The organism is Paraglaciecola sp. 25GB23A (assembly GCF_040012495.1).
Classification (GTDB): Bacteria; Pseudomonadota; Gammaproteobacteria; order Enterobacterales; family Alteromonadaceae; genus Paraglaciecola.
Map to the genome: position 1 here is coordinate 105,576 of NZ_JBDYKM010000004.1, position 19,860 is coordinate 125,435.

Annotated in this window: 21 protein-coding genes; 10 read left to right on the top strand and 11 right to left on the bottom strand. The window is 41.3% G+C overall.

Annotation, left to right across the window (positions count from 1 at the left end):
• The first annotated feature begins 87 nt into the window (after window positions 1–87).
• The 3 genes from ABKW31_RS09615 (at window position 88) to ABKW31_RS09625 (ending at window position 4,008) form a co-directional block, all read left to right on the top strand.
• Window positions 88–1,803, top strand: a complete 1,716-nt coding sequence (locus ABKW31_RS09615) for a proline--tRNA ligase (protein WP_348616122.1) — start codon at window positions 88–90, stop codon at window positions 1,801–1,803.
• A 223-nt stretch (window positions 1,804–2,026) separates the two neighbouring features.
• A complete protein-coding gene (locus ABKW31_RS09620; RefSeq protein ID WP_348616123.1) occupies window positions 2,027–2,866 on the top strand; it encodes an MBL fold metallo-hydrolase in 840 nt (279 codons plus the stop codon).
• Between the two features lie 2 nt (window positions 2,867–2,868).
• Window positions 2,869–4,008, top strand: coding sequence for a patatin-like phospholipase family protein (locus ABKW31_RS09625; RefSeq protein WP_348616124.1), 1,140 nt, complete (start codon window positions 2,869–2,871; stop codon window positions 4,006–4,008).
• Window positions 4,009–4,167: 159 nt separating this feature from the next.
• Here ABKW31_RS09625 and ABKW31_RS09630 read toward each other — a convergent pair whose 3' ends face one another.
• Window positions 4,168–4,638 (bottom strand): DUF1456 family protein, encoded by a 471-nt coding sequence (locus ABKW31_RS09630; RefSeq protein WP_348616125.1) that lies wholly within the window; start codon window positions 4,636–4,638, stop codon window positions 4,168–4,170.
• 409 nt (window positions 4,639–5,047) lie between these two features.
• On the opposite strand from ABKW31_RS09630, the gene ABKW31_RS09635 reads away from it, so the two are divergent.
• Window positions 5,048–6,241, top strand: a complete 1,194-nt coding sequence (locus ABKW31_RS09635; protein ID WP_348616126.1) for an MFS transporter — start codon at window positions 5,048–5,050, stop codon at window positions 6,239–6,241.
• Window positions 6,242–6,428: 187 nt separating this feature from the next.
• Here the strand turns inward: ABKW31_RS09635 and ABKW31_RS09640 are convergent, their stop codons facing one another.
• Window positions 6,429–6,650, bottom strand: a complete 222-nt coding sequence (locus ABKW31_RS09640; protein WP_348616127.1) for a hypothetical protein — start codon at window positions 6,648–6,650, stop codon at window positions 6,429–6,431.
• Window positions 6,651–6,858: 208 nt separating this feature from the next.
• On the opposite strand from ABKW31_RS09640, the gene ABKW31_RS09645 reads away from it, so the two are divergent.
• The 6 genes from ABKW31_RS09645 to ABKW31_RS09670 all read left to right on the top strand — a co-directional run bounded on the left by ABKW31_RS09645 (window position 6,859) and on the right by ABKW31_RS09670 (window position 10,543).
• On the top strand, window positions 6,859–7,419 hold the full coding sequence (locus ABKW31_RS09645) for a cytochrome b (protein ID WP_348616128.1): 561 nt from the start codon (window positions 6,859–6,861) through the stop codon (window positions 7,417–7,419).
• Entirely contained in the window at window positions 7,416–7,985 is a 570-nt protein-coding gene (locus ABKW31_RS09650; protein WP_348616129.1) for a YceI family protein, read from the top strand. Before ABKW31_RS09645 ends, ABKW31_RS09650 begins: the two co-directional genes overlap by 4 nt.
• Before the next feature lie 112 nt (window positions 7,986–8,097).
• Window positions 8,098–8,298 carry a DUF3185 family protein gene (locus ABKW31_RS09655; RefSeq protein ID WP_348616130.1) on the top strand — a complete coding sequence of 67 codons (201 nt, stop codon included), beginning with the start codon at window positions 8,098–8,100 and terminating at the stop codon, window positions 8,296–8,298.
• A complete protein-coding gene (locus ABKW31_RS09660; protein ID WP_348616131.1) occupies window positions 8,299–8,997 on the top strand; it encodes an aspartate/glutamate racemase family protein in 699 nt (232 codons plus the stop codon).
• A gap of 231 nt (window positions 8,998–9,228) precedes the next feature.
• Complete coding sequence (gene lepB / locus ABKW31_RS09665) at window positions 9,229–9,882, top strand: signal peptidase I (RefSeq protein ID WP_348616132.1); 654 nt, start codon at window positions 9,229–9,231, stop codon at window positions 9,880–9,882.
• Window positions 9,883–10,105: 223 nt separating this feature from the next.
• Window positions 10,106–10,543, top strand: a complete 438-nt coding sequence (locus ABKW31_RS09670) for an Hsp20 family protein (protein WP_348616133.1) — start codon at window positions 10,106–10,108, stop codon at window positions 10,541–10,543.
• A gap of 74 nt (window positions 10,544–10,617) precedes the next feature.
• On the opposite strand, the gene ABKW31_RS09675 is transcribed toward ABKW31_RS09670, so the two are convergent.
• The 9 genes from ABKW31_RS09675 to ABKW31_RS09715 all read right to left on the bottom strand — a co-directional run bounded on the left by ABKW31_RS09675 (window position 10,618) and on the right by ABKW31_RS09715 (window position 19,859).
• Window positions 10,618–11,862: an ABC transporter permease gene (locus tag ABKW31_RS09675; RefSeq protein WP_348616134.1), complete on the bottom strand. Its 1,245-nt coding sequence runs from the start codon at window positions 11,860–11,862 to the stop codon at window positions 10,618–10,620.
• Between the two features lie 36 nt (window positions 11,863–11,898).
• Window positions 11,899–13,137, bottom strand: a complete 1,239-nt coding sequence (locus ABKW31_RS09680; RefSeq protein WP_348616135.1) for an ABC transporter permease — start codon at window positions 13,135–13,137, stop codon at window positions 11,899–11,901.
• 26 nt (window positions 13,138–13,163) lie between these two features.
• A complete protein-coding gene (locus ABKW31_RS09685; protein WP_348616136.1) occupies window positions 13,164–13,916 on the bottom strand; it encodes an ABC transporter ATP-binding protein in 753 nt (250 codons plus the stop codon).
• A gap of 1 nt (window position 13,917) precedes the next feature.
• On the bottom strand, window positions 13,918–15,129 hold the full coding sequence (locus tag ABKW31_RS09690) for an efflux RND transporter periplasmic adaptor subunit (protein WP_348616137.1): 1,212 nt from the start codon (window positions 15,127–15,129) through the stop codon (window positions 13,918–13,920).
• 438 nt (window positions 15,130–15,567) lie between these two features.
• Window positions 15,568–15,954 (bottom strand): MAPEG family protein, encoded by a 387-nt coding sequence (locus tag ABKW31_RS09695; protein WP_348616138.1) that lies wholly within the window; start codon window positions 15,952–15,954, stop codon window positions 15,568–15,570.
• Between the two features lie 82 nt (window positions 15,955–16,036).
• Window positions 16,037–16,681, bottom strand: coding sequence for an adenylate kinase (gene adk, locus ABKW31_RS09700; protein ID WP_348616139.1), 645 nt, complete (start codon window positions 16,679–16,681; stop codon window positions 16,037–16,039).
• Window positions 16,682–16,867: 186 nt separating this feature from the next.
• A complete protein-coding gene (gene htpG, locus ABKW31_RS09705; protein WP_348616140.1) occupies window positions 16,868–18,790 on the bottom strand; it encodes a molecular chaperone HtpG in 1,923 nt (640 codons plus the stop codon).
• Between the two features lie 129 nt (window positions 18,791–18,919).
• The gene (gene recR, locus ABKW31_RS09710; RefSeq protein WP_348616141.1) at window positions 18,920–19,519 is read right to left on the bottom strand and encodes a recombination mediator RecR; all 600 of its coding nucleotides are present in this window, start codon (window positions 19,517–19,519) and stop codon (window positions 18,920–18,922) included.
• A gap of 13 nt (window positions 19,520–19,532) precedes the next feature.
• A complete protein-coding gene (locus ABKW31_RS09715) occupies window positions 19,533–19,859 on the bottom strand; it encodes a YbaB/EbfC family nucleoid-associated protein (protein ID WP_348616142.1) in 327 nt (108 codons plus the stop codon).
• Window position 19,860: the final 1 nt, after the last annotated feature.

The following is a 19,860-nucleotide window of genomic DNA, read 5'->3' on the forward strand; positions in this document are numbered from 1 at the left end:
TAGGCCATTTTTGCCTTTAGCCCAGTGATGCCTGCTGATAGAATGGCGCCCGTTTTTTCATTCCTTATATGTGAGATATAGAACCGCATGCGCACAAGCCAATATTTATTAGCAACTCAGAAAGAAACCCCTGCTGATGCAGAAGTCATTAGTCATCAGTTGATGTTGCGAGCCGGAATGGTGCGTAAGGTCGCAGCAGGTTTATACAACTGGTTACCTACAGGTTTGCGAGTGCTGAACAAAGTCGCTGAGATTGTGCGCGATGAAATGAATAAAGCCGGCTCTATCGAAATACTTATGCCAGTGGTTCAACCAGCTGACTTATGGCAAGAATCAGGACGTTGGGAACAATATGGGCCTGAGTTATTACGCATTCAAGATCGCAACAAACGCGACTTCGTACTGGGCCCAACTCATGAAGAGGTTGTTACTGCTCTAGTCAAAAACGAAGTGAGTAGTTACAAACAGTTACCTCTTAATTTATACCAAATTCAAACTAAGTTTCGTGACGAAGTACGCCCGCGCTTTGGTATTATGCGTGGCCGCGAGTTCACCATGAAAGATGCCTATTCTTTTCATATGGATCAAAGCAGTTTAGAGCTAACTTACCAAGATATGTATCAAGCCTACTGTAATATTTTTGAACGCATTGGCTTAGATTATCGTCCAGTTATCGCAGACAATGGCTCAATTGGCGGCAGTGGCTCCCATGAGTTTCATGTATTAGCTGATTCTGGTGAAGATGATATAGCATTTAGTAATGGCTCAAGCTATGCGGCAAATATTGAAATGGCAGAAGCTTTAGCCCCTGTTGGCGAGCGTCCTGTAGGTGAAAAGGAATTAACTAAAGTCGCCACACCTAAGCAGCGTTCCATTGAAGAAGTGGTGGCTTATCTAGATATTAGTGTTGAACAAACGATTAAAACGCTTATTGTTTTGGGCAAACCAGATGATAAAGGACAACAAGGATTAGTGGCGCTTGTTGTTAGAGGCGATCATCAATTAAATGACGTTAAAGGCGAAAAACAAGCGGGTGTATTTAGTCCATTAACGCTTGCCTCAGAGCAACAAATTGAAGACACTTTACATTGCAGCATTGGTTCAATTGGTCCGATAGGCTTAAGCATCCCTGTGATTGTTGACCGCAGCGCAGCTCACTTGGCTGACTTTGTCTGTGGGGCTAATCAAACAGATTTTCACTATACCGGTGTGAACTGGGGCCGCGACGTCAGTGACTTCACTATCGCTGATATTCGCAGTGTGGTGGTGGGTGACCCTTCACCCGACGGCCAAGGTACCTTGGAAATTAAACGCGGTATCGAAGTGGGCCATATATTCCAATTAGGTAATAAATACTCTCAAGCAATGAACTGCGGCGTATTAGACGAAAATGGCAAGTTTCAAGTCTTAACCATGGGCTGCTACGGTATTGGCGTATCACGAATTGTCGCTGCGGCTATTGAGCAGAACCATGATAAATTTGGCATTATTTGGCCTGACGCCATCGCGCCATTTAAACTAGCCATCATTCCAATGAATATGCACAAATCTCCGCGCATCCAAGAAGTAGCTGAAAAACTGTATAACGAATTAAAAGCAATGGGTGTGGATGTGCTGCTGGATGATAGAAAAGAGCGACCAGGAGTGATGTTCAACGATATGGAGCTAATTGGTGTGCCTCATACCATTGTTATTGGTGAACGTAATTTAGATGAGCAAAAAGTCGAATATAAAAATCGTCGAAGCGGCGAAAAGCAGATGTTAGATGTCAATACCGTTAGTGAATTTGTCAAACAATTGTAGTGATCCAACTTTTCTAGGTATAAATTAAACCGTCGTCACTGTGCGGCGGTTTAATTGAACTAAAATACCCTTGGCGGCTAAAATATACTTAAGCTTTGGCTTGAAAATGTTACAGTTTCACCACGATTTAAACTAATTGAGAGTATACTCATTGTGCTTCTAACTGTGTATTTTGAAGTATTATGAGTAGAGAATTAACGTACCAAGTTGAGAGAGATATTCTATGCAAGTAACCTTTTATGGTGTACGCGGCTCTTGTCCCTCACCGGGTGCGGATTTTATTAAGTATGGCGGCAACACGGCGTGCGTGCATGTTGAGTTAGATGATGGCAGCGACATTATCTTAGATGCCGGAACGGGTATAAAAAATTTAGGTCAAAAGCTGGTAAAGAAGACTAACGACATTTATTTATTGTTAACCCACAATCATTGGGATCATATTCAAGGTTTTCCGTTTTTCTCCCCTATTTATCAAAGCGATCGCAACATTTATATCACGCCTGGCCAAACCACCTTAGCCGAGGATGATGCCATCCTAAAACAAATGAGCGGCAGTTGTTTTCCTGTGGACTACACCACTCTTGCTTCAAACATTAAGATTGTTGCCAAACCAAAAGGTACTGATGTTTGGCACATTGGTAGTGCTAAGATTAGTCGTTTACAAATGAACCATCCAGGCAGTGGCAGTTCATTTTCAATTGAAGAAAATGGTAAAAAGTTAGTCTATATTACCGACAATGAGCTCTATCCCCCCTATAAAAAAGCCACCGACTTTCTAGATTGGGTTGAATTTTCCAAGAATGCAGACCTCATTATTCATGATGCGCAATATATGATAGCTGACATGCCACACAAGGCAGGTTGGGGACATTCGGTAGCAGAAGAGGCGGTGAAGTTAGCCATGGCTAGCCGTGCTAAACGCATGGCTTTATATAGTCATGATCACATCCGAACAGACACTGAAATCCAAGCAATTGAGGAACACTGTCAAGACGTCATTGCCATTGGTGGAGCAGATCTAAGTTTGTTCGCCGCAGCCGAAGGCATTAGTTTGAATTTGTAATTATGCAAAATGAAATAAATCGCAATGAATACGCCTTATTACTCTCTGGCGGCGGTGCTAGAGCGGCATATCAATTAGGCGTGCTAAAATCTATCTCAACCTATTTGGCACGTAATCATGGTCTACCTTTCCCTATTCTTTGCGGTAACTCTGCAGGCGCATTTAATGCTACAGGCTTAGCCTGTTATGCATCGTGCTATCATTTAGGGGTTAAGAAGCTCGAATCTGTATGGAAAAACTTTAATACTCGGCATGTCTATGACAGTGGTGTGCGAGATGTATTTTTTCATTTGTCGCGTAATTTTCTGCGCAGCTTTCAATCGGATCAGCATCAAAGAAAAGCAGCTAGTTTGCTTAACAACCAACCCCTACGCCGATTGATCAGACACTATTTAGATTTTCATCGCATAGACCGAAATATCGCCAATGGATATTTACGCGCCATTTGCATTAATGCTTCCAGTTACACGTCTCATGATTCAATTAGTTTTTTCCAAGGTCACAGTGAATTAGAGCCTTGGTTTCGTGAACAAAGAAGAGGTGTGGCCTGCACCATTAACTCTGAGCATTTAATGGCTTCATCGGCTATCCCTTTGTTATTTCCGCCAGTAAAAATGGGCGGAGAATATTTAGGTGATGGTTCGGTGCATCAACTTTCGCCATTAAGTCCAGCCATCCATTTAGGCGCCAGAAAAATAATGGTGGTAGGCGTAGAGCAACCGCAACGTTTATCTCGTTTTGCCGATATGAATCGCTTTCCAAGTAGTATTGCTATTGCAGGCCATTTACTCGATACGATTTTTGCCGACACTCTGCGCTCTGATTTAGAGCGCATGGAGCGAATCAATCAAACCATCGCTCACATGACCCACCAACAACGTCAGCAAACTCAGTTAAAAACCATTGATTGTTTGGTCATTAATCCTAGTATCAGTTTTAACGAAATGGCCGCTCGACACTTCACTTACATGCCATCGGGCATCAAGCTACTCCTACGCATGTTAGGTTTACACGATAAAGCAGATTCGAGCTTACTCAGCTACTTACTATTTGAGAAAGAATTTTGCCGCGAGTTAATTGACTTAGGTTATCAAGATGGTTTGGCTAGGAAAGACGAAATACGGGCATTTTTAAATATTTAGAGTCGTGCCACGCTCAGATATAGGGCATATGCGATATGCCATATGCGATATGCCATATGCGATTTGAGGTATACCCCAAAATAGTGTGATGTTTATGCTCAGCAATAAACATAAACATCGTCCTACACTAAGTAACTTGAGCTTAGCTTAAATACTTAACTAGTCGTTACCATCGCCGCGCATTTTAATTTGTAAACCTTTAAGAAAGTTACGTAGAATTTGATCTTTACATAAACGATATTGACGGTTCTCAGGCTTTCTAAATAAGGCACTTAATTCAGGCTTACTAATTTTAAAACTACTTAGTGCCATGATATCTAACACTTCTTCAGCTTGTAAATTAAAGGCTATTTTCAATTTCATAAAGATAATGTTATTAGTTAAACGGCGCTCGACAGGCGCTTCAACGCCTTCTCGTTTGCCACGTTTTAAGTTAATTAAACCATTCAAAAACAAAGAAAACTGTAAGTCTGTAATCGCGACAAAAGCCGGATCATCATCTTTACGTAACCAACCATGCAATTGTTCCACGGTGGCGGGATATTCAGCTTGAGCAAAAACATCAATCATTTGTGCATCGTTAAAATCTAGAATGTAACGAACGCGGCGCATCACATCATTATTAATCATAATTTTCCTAAAATTCGGCCCAAAGTATGGCCATCTGCAATATGGTGTAGTTTACGGCCTTTATAAAAAAAAACTCAAATATCTTAATCAAAAAGAGTTTTTTTCAGTTTTTTAGCACTTAGAGCTGACATAAATTGGCTGCAATGATTTATTTAACTCAATGGCTAAAAAATAGTAGATCGATTTTTAAGTTTTGCCCGAGAGAAACCAACGATGTATTACAATCACATACAGGTTAAGCATCCAGTAAAAACCTATTTTTTCTCTAGTAATACCTAATTTAGTAAGGCCATCATAAGGATTGTTTGACTTACTATTAACTAAACCAATCATTAAATATTTAGTATTTATAGCCCTCTTTCTACAACTGGTTGAGATCTATACAATGGCCAGCTAACTTGGAGAGAATATGAATCGTCGCACTGCCACATCTGTCATTTTTATTGGCTTTTTCCTTTTGGGTATGGTTTTTATCCTGTGGGGCATCATGCTGCCCGACTTAGCCAAAAGTCTAGTGATGAGCGAGTTGGTGAGCGGCGCATTTTTCACCCTGATTTCTATCGGCGCCATTACCGGTGCCTTTGTGGGGGGGAAATATATTCAGAAGTTCGATTTTATGTCTTTGTTTGCCTGCCTGTCACTATCGGTAGCGTTATTACTGGTATTTATGTCGAGTGTTAATCATTGGCGTTGGCTATTACTCGGCGCTTTTTTGCTAGGCTTTATTTGCTCGAGTCTTTTTACCATCGGTCATACCATGATTGCGCGACTGCATGCTGAGCGCCGTTCTACTATGATGGGCCTGATGGACTTTATGTTTAGTCTTGGAACCTTAGCTGCACCATTTTATATCTCCGCTCTATACTTAATCGAACATGATTGGCGCTGGCCTTTAAGATGGTTAGCCTTAGCCATTATTGGACTAGCAGCGTATGCATGGTACGCGGCACGAAGAGGTAAGAAATTCAATCTGCCCGCGGAGCCACAACACCGCAAAAGTTTGTCATATGGTGAAGTGATTAAACGACCGATATTCTTTTTCTTGGCCTTAGCGGCCATAGGATATGGTGCGGTTGAATTTGGCAATGCCAATTGGTTTGTCAGCTACGCTCAACAAGGCAGAGGTTTTAGTGGCGAAGAAGCTCGTATGACCTTTGCCTTTTTTACCGCGGGTATGGTCATAAGTCGGTTGGGGTTTTCGTCATTATTACGCTGGATGTCGCCACATCGATTAATGATAGTGCTTGCAGGCATAATGGCAGTTGGTGCCTTTACCATTAAGTTCGCTATCGAGCCTCAACTCATGTCTTTAGGTAATTTATTAGTGGGCCTTGGCCTAGGCGGCTTATTTCCCCTAATGTTATCCAGTGCCATGGACATAGATAGTGATAAAGGACCAATCTTATCGGGTATCTGTGTTATTGGCTCATCAGTTGGCGTACAACTCGCTTCGTTTGGTACTGGTTTTTGGGCAAGTTTTGCATCGTTAAACACGGCGTTTTGGACGATACCTATAGGTGCTCTGTGGTTATTAGCGATGGTCTGGATTTATAGCCGACATTTAAAAAGCCATCTTCAACACCAGAACAAAACGATAGATTAATCACACACTGCCTGCTTTATTCGATAGCCGAGTAAATAGCAATAATCACTTATTGCTCAGATTCTCTGGAGAACGAATTCACGGCATCAATGAACTATGCAAAATCACCCAAAAATTCTCTAGTTGTAACTAAGCATTAGACATAGGTAAAAAATGGGTATATTGCCCTAATAGAAGGGCTTTTAACTTAAAAACAAAAACTGTACTGCTGACGCTTGTTCGATCTTGATTTTTTTTGCTGCAGACGGGCTAAGGTACGCAATCTATCCATGCGGCTGAGTATATCATCTACCACCTCAGTGGGTTGATTCTCCGCTATGGATGCATTACGCACATTGTCTTGAACGGATGCTTCAGCACCACCAGTAATGAGATCTGAATTACTTTCGCTAAATTGAGTGTAAGGCATATTAACTCCAATACATAACAACTGTTTTTTTATACAGTATAGCGTTGTATAAAAAACAGTCAAGCTGATATGTTATCTTTGCAATTAGATTGGTTTCGCGATTGTTAATTCGATTAAATAGAACGAAACATCCTACATTTATCGATTTATTTGCTGTACTAATCCCAATATAGTATCCATTAGTAAAAGCAATTGAACGGAGCTTAAGTTGTTAAAAAATACCCACGACGGTTATGGATGGTTATCTATTGTTCTGCATTGGCTCACTGCCCTATTAGTCTTTGGCATGTTTGCATTGGGTCTGTGGATGGTAGAATTGGACTTTTATAACCCTTGGTATAAGGACGCCCCTCATTATCATAAAAGCGTCGGTATTGTATTGGCAGTTTTAATTGGCTTACGTTTGTTGGCTAAAGTACGACAAACCTCTCCTAGTGGGCTGGGTAAGTCATGGGAACAAACAACGGCTAAATTTGTCCATTACACACTGTATGTTGGTTTATCTAGTTTATTTTTAAGCGGTTATTTAATCTCTACCGCAGATGGCCGAGGCATCGAGATATTTAACTGGGCAACCCTACCTTCGATGGGCGAATGGTTCGCAAATCAAGAAGATATTGCCGGCGAAATCCATGAGTGGTTAGCCTACTCACTTATCGCTTTGGTTTCAGTGCATGCCTTGGCAGCACTAAAGCATCACTTTATTGATAAAGACACAACACTGATTCGTATTATTAAACCGCTAACTCAAAACAAGGATATAACATGAAAAAAACACTACTCGCCGCTGGTCTCCTCAGTTTATTAAGCTTTAGTTCGCTTGCTGCTGATTATGTGATTGACACACAAGGGGCCCACGCTTCTATCAATTTTAAAATTAAACATTTGGGTTACTCATGGCTCACCGGAGGATTTAATCAATTTGACGGTAAATTTAGTTATGATGCAGCTAAACCAGAAGCCTCAAGTGTGGCTGTAACGATCAAAACTGAAAGCTTTGACTCAAACCATGCTGATCGTGATAAACATATTAAAAGCGATGACTTTTTAAATGTGAGCAAGTTTCCTGAAGCGAAATTTGTCAGCACCAAAGTAGAGAATCTAGGCGACGGCAATCTTAAGATTATGGGAGACTTTACCTTACACGGCGTAACTAACTCAATTGTAATTGAAACGCAAAAGGTTGGCGAAGGTAAAGACCCTTGGGGTGGTTATCGCGCTGGTTTTGAAGGAACCACGCGTATAGCGTTGGCTGATTATGGTATCACCTATGACCTTGGGCCAGCCTCTACCTATGTCGAACTTATGTTGAATGTCGAAGGTATCAAACAATAATACTTTTGCTTTAACGCGTTAAAATGTAGCCTGTCCTTGAGACAGGCTTTTTTATATGCTCAAATCACAAGCTATGTTATTAATGTGTACCAAAATCGATAAGGATATAAACATGCGTCAAGCTAAATTAATGGGTCTAGTCTTACTTATAATAGGTGCCTTTTTGCTATATTTTGGTTTTAATCAAGCCAATTCAACCTTTGGTGAACTCGGTGAAGCCATTACAGGTAAATACAGTGATGAAACTATGGCTTACCTAATAGGTGGAGTGATAGCCGCTTTTTTAGGTTTATTTATGTTGTTACGCAAATAAATGCAAACCATCGGGTTAATTGGCGGTATGAGCTGGGAGTCTACGCTAAGTTATTATCAGTTAATTAATCGCCAAGTGAAACATAGCCTAAGTGGCTTCCATTCAGCCAAGATCATTCTCTTTAGCCTTGATTTTGCCGAAATTGAACACCTACAAAAACAAGGTGACTGGCAACAAGCAGCTGAGATTTTAATTCACGCGGCTACAACGCTTGAAAAAGCGGGCGCTGATTTCCTGTTAATTTGTACCAATACCATGCACAAACTCGCAGATGAAGTCAGTGCTGCTGTGGCTATTCCGTTATTACACATTGCTGATGCCACTGCGACTGAACTGCAACAACAAAAAATCACAAAGGTTGGCTTGTTAGGTACACGATTTACCATGCAAGAAACCTTTTACAAACAGCGCCTAATTGATAAATTTAACATCGATGTAGTTGTTCCACCCGACGAACAGCAAGCCTTAATTCACTCGATTATTTATCAAGAGCTATGTTTAGGTATTATCAAGCCAGCCTCTAAGGCGTTGTTTTTATCCAGCATTGATGAGCTAGTAAAAAACGGTGCCCAAGCAGTCATACTCGGTTGCACAGAAATTGGTCTGTTGATCCAACAGGATATGACAACCACACCATTATTTGATACCGCAGCAATACATGCTAATAGAGCTGTAGAACTGGCCTTAAGTGTTTCCTAGCGCTTTGGATTAACATCCAGCAACTACTCATTACCACATACTTAACGATGACCTATTATTTAAAAGCCAAACACAAATTCTTACGCTTTGCTCAGAACTAAACGGCGAGCGCAATGACTAATCATTCATGTATCTCTGTAAAACCAATTTAAAACGTCTCTCTATGCTTGCAGTTTACTGCGGTAAATTAAGCCATTAGTGACCTTAATAACCGTCCACAAGGAAAACAGTGTGAATAAATTAGCCACAACATTTATAAAAACCATTAAACAAAACCTGAGCTTCATCTTGGTGCTGTTTGTTCTCTTTGCCTCTCGTAGCAGTTTGGCTGATTGGTATGTCGTGCCAACAGGTTCGATGCAACCGACCATTGTTGAGGGAGACCGCATTCTAGTTAACAAAATGGCTTATCGATTAGAACTGCCCTTTAGCGATATCACTCTATTAAATTTAGCGACTCCCACACGTGGTGACATTGTCACACTTAACTCAAAAGCCGCCGATACCCGATTAGTAAAACGCGTAATTGGATTGCCAGGAGACCATATACAGTTAGTCAATAACCAGTTAATTATCAATGGTCAATTAGTCTCCTACTTAAACACATCTTTAAGTAAGCAAAAGACCGAGCAACTAGCTGAAAAATCCCATATGGTGCAATTTTTACAAACTTCAAATCCGATGGATAATTTTGACATGGTTGAAGTGCCAAAAGACAGCTATTTACTCATGGGTGACAACCGTAATAACAGTGCTGATTCTCGTGTTTATGGTTTTTTCCCTGCTCAAGAAATTCAAGGAAAAGCGCTTCGTGTGCTTGTCTCACTTGACCCACAAAACAATTATTTACCTCGTTCAGAACGTTTTTTGAAACCACTCATTTAATAAATTAAATTTTTCATCAAAAAATAATTAAAATAAATATAATAAATTCAATTACTTAAAAAATAATTTAAAAAAATCACTGTTCTAGAGTTGAAAAAAGCCAGTCTCAACATATATAGATTGGGTAGTCGCTGAAAGGGTCTACAACTTAGTAAACACTAAACCGCCGCCGCTAGTCGGGGCACATAATATTTATATTGCTTAATCTATGAGGATATACAACATGCGTAATATTGACTTAACTCCCCTATACCGTTCATTCATTGGTTTTGATCACTTAGCTTCTATGATCGACAATGCCAGTAGAAACGAAAAACAATCCACTTATCCACCTTACAACATCGAGTTGTTAGCAGAAGATAAGTATCGAATTACCATGGCCGTTGCTGGATTTGCTAAACATGAAGTTAGCATCGAAGTAGTGGAAAACACCTTGCAAGTCACAGGCACTAAGCCAGGCAAAGACGACGAGCGTAAGTTCTTGCATAAAGGCATATCAGAGCGCAGTTTTGAACGTAAATTCCAACTCGGTGATCATGTAAAAGTGCTTGCTGCTGATATGGAAAATGGTTTATTACATGTTGATTTAGAACGTGTTGTGCCTGAAGCGAAAAAACCACGCAAAATTGAAATCGGCTCACAACTACTCGAAAACAATTAATCATTAATTGAATATAAAAACGGCGCTTAATAGCGCCGTTTTTGTTTAAGTATCTTTGAATCTATTGGCTAATATCACTCATAGAACAATGCTTGAATAGGATTCAATTTTGACGCTTTTATCGCGGGTAGCATACCAAAGGTTACGCCAATAAAACTGCAAAAACCCATACCAAACAAGGCCCACTCATAGGGAATATTAGTATCAAATCCGGTGACAGCCGAAACAATATTGCCTAGGCCAAATCCAATAAATATACCGATCACACCGCCAACATTGCAAAGTACCACAGCCTCAATCAAAAATTGCACTAAGATATTGTGTCTTTTTGCGCCTAAAGACTTACGAATACCGATTTCTTTGGTGCGTTCGGTAACAGACACTAACATAATATTCATTATGCCCACGCCTGCCACAATTAAGGCAACTGTACCCATCACAAAAGCGCCAATCTTAACCGGCTTGGTTGACTCATTAAACTGGTCTATCTGACTTAAACTGGTGAAATAATAAAAATTATCCGGCTCGTTATGTTTGATATTTCGGATCCTGCGCAATACCTGACGCATTTCCTCGATGGCATCTGGCAATAGTTCTGGGGTAATTGCATGTAAGGTCACATTAGCAGAACGCGGAAAACCACGCCCATCCGTTTTGCCATAGAGCTGGGTATAAGTGGTGCCGGGGATCAAAGCCAATGTTTGGTAAGGACCTCCAAATGCCGATTCTTTTGGAATAAATGTGCCAATAACTTCATATTTTCGATTATCAACTTTGACGGTTTGACCGATGGGATCACTAAAGGGAAAAAGCTCTTCGGCCAAAGCACTGCCCAATACCACTACCCGACGCTGAGCGGCCATATCCATTCTAGAAATATTGCGACCATTGGCAATAAAATGGGTATTGTTTTCTGCGTACTCGGGCGAACCACCACATAAGGAGACCATGGGCTCGGTATTGTAGCCTTTAAAGCTCGCTACTTTACCGCCATCCCAAAATTCAGTTCCAACCAAATCAACTGATTGAACCTGCTCGCGGATCGCCTGAGCTTCTTCTAAGGTCACTGGTGGCCACTTCATCGCTGCACGACGTTGCTCATCACTACTGAATCCATTGGGCCATTTTTGCACTTGGAAGGTTTGAGTACCAAGCACCGTCATTTCTTTTTCCATGGTAAGTTGCACTACCGAAATCGCAGTCATTACCCCAATAATGGATGCTACGCCCAGTATGATGCCAAACAAGGTTAGTCCTGAACGTAACTTATTACTGCGAATCGAGCTTAAGGACATTTTGACTGTGTCTAAAAACATCATGCTGGGTATCCTCTTTTTACACCAATCGGTGGCCAGTTATTCATAACGTAAAGCCTCAATCGGATCTAACTTTGCACCGCGATAAGCAGGCACAAAACCTGAAACAACACCTACCAACATAGAGACCAATAGGGCCAAAATAATAATAGCGGGCGATAAACTGGCTGGTAGCAAGGTTTGATTAATTATTTCCGTAATACCCGCAGCAAAAGCAAGACCAATAATGCCACCGAACAAACAAATCAACAAAGCTTCAAACAAAAATTGCATAAGTATATTGCGCCGTTTTGCCCCAATAGCTTTGCGTATACCTATTTCTTTGGTGCGTTCAGTGACTGAAACAAACATAATATTCATCACACCTACCCCACCAACAAATAAAGAAATACTGGTAATACCTAAACCTACGGCAACCACGACCCCCATAATTGAGTTATAAGCATCTAATAGAGTGCCTAATTTATTAATGGCAAAATCATCGCTTTCTATAGGCTTTAAGCCACGAATTTTGCGCATTTCTCCTATAACTTCATATTCAAAATCTTCCATTACATCAGGAGAAGGCGCTTTAATAGCGATATCAATATTGGCTTGTCCCCCGTCGTTGCCAAACACCTTGTTATAGGTGGTGATAGGCACAAAGACTTGACGATCGTAGTTTGGACCGCCAAACACACTGCCTCCTTGCTCTTCCATCACGCCAATAACCGTAAATTTATACATGCCTATCTTGATGTCTTTACCGATAGGATCAAATTGACCAAACAAATTTTCAGCAATTTCGGAGCCCACTACCACCACGTGTTTTTTATAGGTGATGTCAAAAGGCATTAAAAAGCGTCCGGCAGAAGGCAGCATATTAGACACAATAATTTGCTTGTCTGTGGTACCAATAACACGAGCACTGTCGGCCACCACACTTTGATATTTGATACTGGCATTTTGCCCAGTACTGGGGTTAACGACGCCACGATTGAGTAACTTTCTCTCGAGGGCTTCACTGGCTGCAAGGGTTATGGGCGGGCGGTTACGATATTGAAACCACGGGCCATTTTGAATCCAAGGACGCTGTGAGACATACAGCACATCTGAACCCACTGAGGCAAATGACGCCCGAAACGAAATCTGAAGGCCATTAGCGGCTGTCATAGTGGTAATAACCGCAACAATACCGATTATGATCCCAAGGGCGGTAAGCGCACCACGGGCTTTATTGGCCGTCAACGCACTCAGGGCGATTTTAAAGGATTCACTTATCTCTAGGTGTAATTTCATGCAACACTCTCCTTAGTGAACAGACCTTAATCTATTTGGGCTGTTTGTGGATGTGCAGGTTTAGCCGTTTGCGGCTTATCACTTTCGATAATCCCATCCTTAAGACGCACGACCCGCAGAGCATGGGCGGCAATGTCATCTTCATGAGTAACCAAAACAATGGTATGCCCTTTAGCGTGCAGACCATCCAAGATTGCCATAATGTCATTACCGGTTTTAGTATCGAGGTTACCGGTTGGCTCATCCGCCAAAATAATCGACGGGTTACACACTAAGGCTCGAGCAATAGCCACTCGTTGGCGTTGTCCACCAGATAATTCATTGGGTTTGTGGTTTTTATGAGAGGTCAGATTGACTGACTCTATGGCGCTGTCAACTATTTTGATTCTTTCAGCTTTGCTAACACCTTTATAAATCAGAGGTAGTTCTACATTGCTAAAAATACTGACCCGCGGCACGAGATTAAAGGTTTGAAACACAAAACCTATCTTCTGATTACGGATAGTCGCGAGTTGATCCTCACTCATTTGCCCTACCGATTGACCTTCCAAATGATAAGTGCCCGAGCTTGGCACATCTAAACAACCGATCATATTCATTAAGGTAGACTTACCCGATCCCGATGGCCCCATTATCGCCACGTATTCACCGGCATTAATGGTTAATGATACACCTTTGAGTGCATGTACTTCCTGCTCGCCCATCTTATAGACTTTGGTGACACGCTCTATCACCAAGGTGGACTTATCCCTAAGTGCTGAACTTGCTGCGATAGTCATACTAATTCTTCTCTGTTGTTACAATGACGTCACTGTTGTTACTTAACTCTCTGGATATAGCTCGGTAACTGCCCGTCACAATAGTGTCGCCGAGACTTACACCATCAGTAATCTCTATTAGTGTGTCACCTTGTATGCCCGTTTTGACTTGTCTCGCTTCTGTTTTACCGTTACTGACTACAAACACGATTTCTACAAAGCCGTCATCAGCAGCGTTATAAGTTTTGCCTTCTGTTTCTAATTGCTTGGCCGTTCTAACCGTTACTGACTGTAAAGGCACACTGACGGCTTTTTCTCGGGTATCGGTCACAATGTCAGCGCTTGCTGTCATTCCAGGACGCAGTTGCTTGACGTCGTCAGTAATGGTTACAGTCACCTCAAATTCGGTTTTCTGACTGACACTGCCAGCGGCGGCTTCAATGGCACTGCTGGCAATTTCACTCACTTGGCCTTTGATTGTTTGGCCGAGTAAAGCATCGACTTCTATTTCAGCCTGTTGCCCTAATTTAATCGCAACGATGTCATTTTCATCCACTTTAACCAGTGCTTCCATTTCATTTAGATTAGCAATGATCATGATGACGTCTTCTTGAAACTGCGAACCAATGGCAATTTCACCCAGCTCTTTATTTAATTTGCTGACTGTACCCGACATAGGTGCATAAATAGTGGTTTTAGATAAGGCGTCCTGTGATTGTTTTAACAAACCACGACTGCGTTCAACTTGCTGTAATGAAGACTCATAACGAGCAACTTCTACTTCATAAGCGGCTTGCGTACTATCCAGGGTGGATTGTGAATCTAGTTTTTTCTCAACTAACTCTCTCGCTCTATCTAATACACGTTTAGCTTGTTTAACGTTTTCTTGCACTAGTTGCGCTTGTGCTTGCGCTGAACGCACATTGGCTTCTTCACTCTCTAAACTGGCCACATAACGTTCTCTGTCGAGTTCAACTAAAAATTGGCCTTTTTCTACCCAATCACCTTCTTTGACTTCTAATCGGGTAATTTTGGCACTGACGTCAGCGCTGATATTAACTTGGGTTTTTGGTTGAATTTTGCCTGTAGCATTCACTTTCTGGACAATTTTAGCCTCAGCCACTTGCTCAGTTTCAACTTCGATGCCTTTTTTATCTTCTTTTTTAAATACAGCGATACCACCAAATATAACGACTGCAATTAACACTGCACCGACAATTATTTTAGTTTTCATTTATTTACTTCCCTATGCTTGATTTTAATTAGCGGAATTTACCCCTGTTACTGCCAAGGATAGACGTATTTTAAATTTGTGAAAAAGGGCAATACGTAAGTGAAGATGTATAAACGTAACAAGACGTACAAAAAAGTAGCAGGTTTATATAGGTAAAAGGGGGATACAAATTTAAGGCAACTGACCTCTATCAGCCTAAAACAAGGCAGTTAATGCAAAGATATGTGGATGAAATTAATAGTAGTTTCATGCTGCACTTGCCTTCGCAAGGTTGCTTGCGCCGTTTATCACTTACTGGGACTTGCTATGAAAATTCCATAAAAGCCAGCAACTGCTGACTACGTCAACACACTTTGTAGATGCAGCTTGTTACAAATGACTTCTGCAGAAAGGGAATTATTAATCTTTATTGCAACTGCTAGTTTCAAGCTGCGGTTGTTAATACAGTACCAATAAATTAATCACTGCGCTTGATAGCAAGGCATAAAATGTCAAGATCATACCCGACATTCTTTGCCAACTGGTGCCTGGGTGTCGTCGTAAGCCCAGTGAATGCAAAATGCGCCCAAGAAGCAGACTCACTCCGGCTAGATGTAACCATAGAGGCTCAGTGCCATTAATCTCGGCAAGCAGTATCAACACCAAAATAAAGGGCGCGTATTCAGTAAAGTTACCATGTGAACGGACTAACTGTATAAAATGTCGGTCGCCATTGTCGCCAAGTGCAATTTTTTTAGAAATACGTCCTTGAATGACCAGAACGGTTAAATAAAAAAAGAAAAGCCCTAACAAACCAGCATAAAAAGCCGTAATTGGAATATGCATAATTAACCTTTTAATTTACTGACAACCCAACCAATAAAAAAGCCCACAAAACGTGGGCTCATTAGCTTATACGTAACAATGCTTAACCAAGCAAACTTGCGAGCTGTTGGCCTACTTTTTCAACAGGCTGAGTGCCGTCTAACTTATGGTATTGACAATGACCGGCTTGCGCTTCCTTAGTATAATAAGACACTAAAGGCTTAGTCTGGTCATGATAAATAGCGAGGCGTTTACGTACCGTTTCTTCTTGATCATCTGGCCGGATCGCAAGCGCTTCACCAGTCTCGTCATCTTGTCCTTCAACCTTGGGGGGATTGTAGCGTAAATGATAGACTCGACCTGAGCCTGGATGAACACGACGTCCACTCATGCGCTCAACAATGATTTCATCATCGACATCAAATTCAATGACATGATCAATGACGATGCCTGAATTTTTCATTGCATCCGCTTGCGGAATAGTGCGAGGAAAGCCATCTAATAAGAAGCCTTTCTCACAATCGGCTTGGGATATACGCTCTTTTACTAAGCCAATAATTAGGTCATCAGAGACGAGTTTACCTTCGTCCATAACTTGTTTCGCGGCAAGTCCTAGTTCAGTTTCTGCTTTTATTGCAGAACGTAACATATCGCCTGTTGATATTTGTGGGATCCCAAACTTGCCCATCAAAAACTGAGCTTGAGTCCCTTTACCTGCACCCGGTGCTCCAAGAAGGATAATGCGCATACTGTGTCCTCTGCTTTAACCCTGCAAAAAATGTAAGCCCGCAACTTTACACATTCACCCTTGATGTTACAAGAATATTAAGCTGACGAGCATGATACAAATCACAAATTCTGTGATTTTAGTTACTTCAATCAAAAACGGGCACTAAGGCCCGCTTTTACTAACTCAAATATTACAATGTAAGGTCTATTTAACCAAGTTTATTAGTAGCTTGTTTAAATTCTGCACAAAGCTTGCTGGGTCCTTTAAGCTGCCCTGTTCAGACAAAGCAGCTTGGTCAAATAACACTTCAGTCCACTGCGAAAATTGCTCTTCATCTTGCACATCAGCCAGTAATTTAACTAATTGATGCTCTGGATTAAGTTCAAAATGATACTGTGCCTCAGGAACTGGTTGACCTGCAGACTGCATCAACTTTATCATCTGCGTTGTCATACCATTTTCATCAGCAACGATACAAGCTGGAGAATCAGTTAAACGATGAGTGAACTTGACATCTTTTACTCTGTCACCCAAAGCGGCCTTAACACGCTCAGCTAAACCTGAAACTTGTTTTTCAGCTTCTTTCAGTGCATTTTTGCTTTCTTCGTCATCTAAATCACCTAAGTCTAAGGCACCATGGGTAATAGACTGCAACGATTTCTGTTCAAACTCATTTAAATGCGACATCAACCATTCGTCAATGCGCTCAGACATTAACAATACTTCAATGCCTTTTTTACGGAATATCTCTAAATGTGGGCTTGATTTTGCTGCTTTATAACTGTCAGCCGTAATGTAATAGATCTTTTCTTGTTTCTCTTGCATACGACTTATGTAGTCAGATAAAGAAACACTTTGCACGTCAGAATCATTATGGGTAGATGCGAAACGCATTAAACCAGCAATTTTATCTTTATTCGCAAAGTCTTCGGCCGGACCTTCTTTTAATACGTTACCAAACTCGCCCCAAAAACTTTGATATTTTTCAGCATCGTTTTTGGCGATTTTTTCTAACATCTGTAAGACACGCTTGGTGCAACCTTGACGCATCGCTTGCGTTACTTTGTTGTCTTGTAAAATTTCACGAGATACGTTTAAAGGTAAATCGTTTGAATCTAACAAGCCTTTTACAAAGCGCAGATAATTGGGCAGCATCTGTTCGGCGTCATCCATGATGAAGACACGTTGCACATACAATTTTAAGCCGTGTTTTTGATCACGATTCCACAAATCATAAGGGGCTTTTGCTGGAATGTATAACAGGCTGGTATATTCAGTTTTACCCTCTACCTTGTTGTGTGCCCATACCATTGGATCGGCAAAGTCATGAGAAATATGCTTGTAAAATTCTTTATATTCATCGTCTGACACTTCAGATTTATCACGAGTCCAAAGTGCTGTCGCCTTGTTTATAGATTCCCATTGGGCCGGAACTGCCGGCGTTTTTTCACCGTCTGGACCATCGCTCTCTGGCACTTCAGCTTTAAACATCTTAACTGGGATACTAATATGATCAGAATATTTACTCACAATTGAACGCAAGCGCCAATCATCTAAAAATTCTTTTTCTTCTTCTTTAAGGTGTAAAATTATTTCAGTACCGCGACCGACTTTTTCGATATCAGCAATGGTAAATTCGCCTTCACCCGCTGACTGCCACTCAACTCCACTCGCTTTATCAGCACCAGCTTCACGAGTGCGCACCGTCACTTTATCAGCAACAATAAAGGCCGAATAGAAACCCACACCAAATTGACCAATCAGTTGTGAGTCTTTTGCTTGGTCACCAGACAGTTTGCCGAAAAACTCTTTGGTACCTGATTTTGCTATCGTACCTAAATGTTCAATGGTATCGGCCTTATTCATACCAATACCATTGTCTGCAATGGTAATAGTACCGGCATCTTTATCGATACTTAGCTTGACGTGTAAATCCCCATCACCTTCATACAAACTGTCATTTGACAGTGCTCTGAAACGTAATTTATCCGCGGCGTCTGCGGCATTGGATATTAATTCTCGTAGAAAGATCTCTTTATTTGAATAAAGTGAATGGATCATCAGTTGAAGTAGTTGTTTTACCTCGGTCTGAAAGCCGTGAGTCTCTTGATGAACTGCATCAGTCATGGACTAAAATCTCCTATTGTTTAGTGACAAATTTTGTTAGTCAGGAGATAGGGATGAACTTAGAGATTTCAAGTCACAATTTAATTAAGATTATGCAAATGCTGCATAAAAAAGCCATTTAAAACAAATTTAAATGGCGCGACGTCCACTAAAAGCATGTGTCAGAGTATTGCCATCAATAAACTCTAATTCACCCCCTACTGGCACACCGTGGGCAATACGGGTAGCTTGGATTTGCTGGGACTTGCACATCTGTCCAATATAATGGGCGGTAGCTGCACCTTCGACAGTGGGGTTAGTGGCCAGAATAACTTCAGTAATATCTCCGACCTGTAAAATTTTATCGAGTTGATCTAAGCCAATATCAGCTGGGCCAATACCATCTATCGGCGACAAATGTCCCATCAATACAAAGTAACGACCTTTGAATTCTAGGGTTTGTTCAACGGCGAGAACATCTTGCGGTGATTCGACAATACACAGTAATGGTGAGCTTTGACGCTCAAGATTGGCACATATTTCACATAAGTTATTTTCACAAAACGTGCGGCATTGTTGACAATGTTTAACATGCTCCATGGCATTGTGTAATACCGAACTTAATTGCAGCGCCCCCTTACGATTGCGCTCAAGTAGATGAAACGCCATGCGTTGCGCACTCTTAGGGCCGACCCCAGGAAGTATCTTCAGGGCGTCGACTAACTCTTTTATTAAGGGACTAAATTGCATTGTGTCAGTAAACTTAAAAAGGCATCTTGAAGCCAGGAGGCATTGGCATTCCGCCAGTGACATCGGCCATTTTCTCTTTGGTCGTTTCTTGTACTCGGCGCACCGCATCATTAATTGCTGCAGCAACCAAGTCCTCGAGCATTTCTTTGTCGTCCTGCATCAGGCTTTCGTCAATTTCAACACGGCGAGTCGCATGGTTACAGGTCATCGTTACTTTGACTAAACCAGCTCCAGATTGGCCAACTACTTCGACCTTAGCCAGTTCTTCCTGATTCTTTTGCATCCGCTCTTGCATCTGCTGAGCCTGTTTCATGATATTACCCATACCACCTTTAAACATA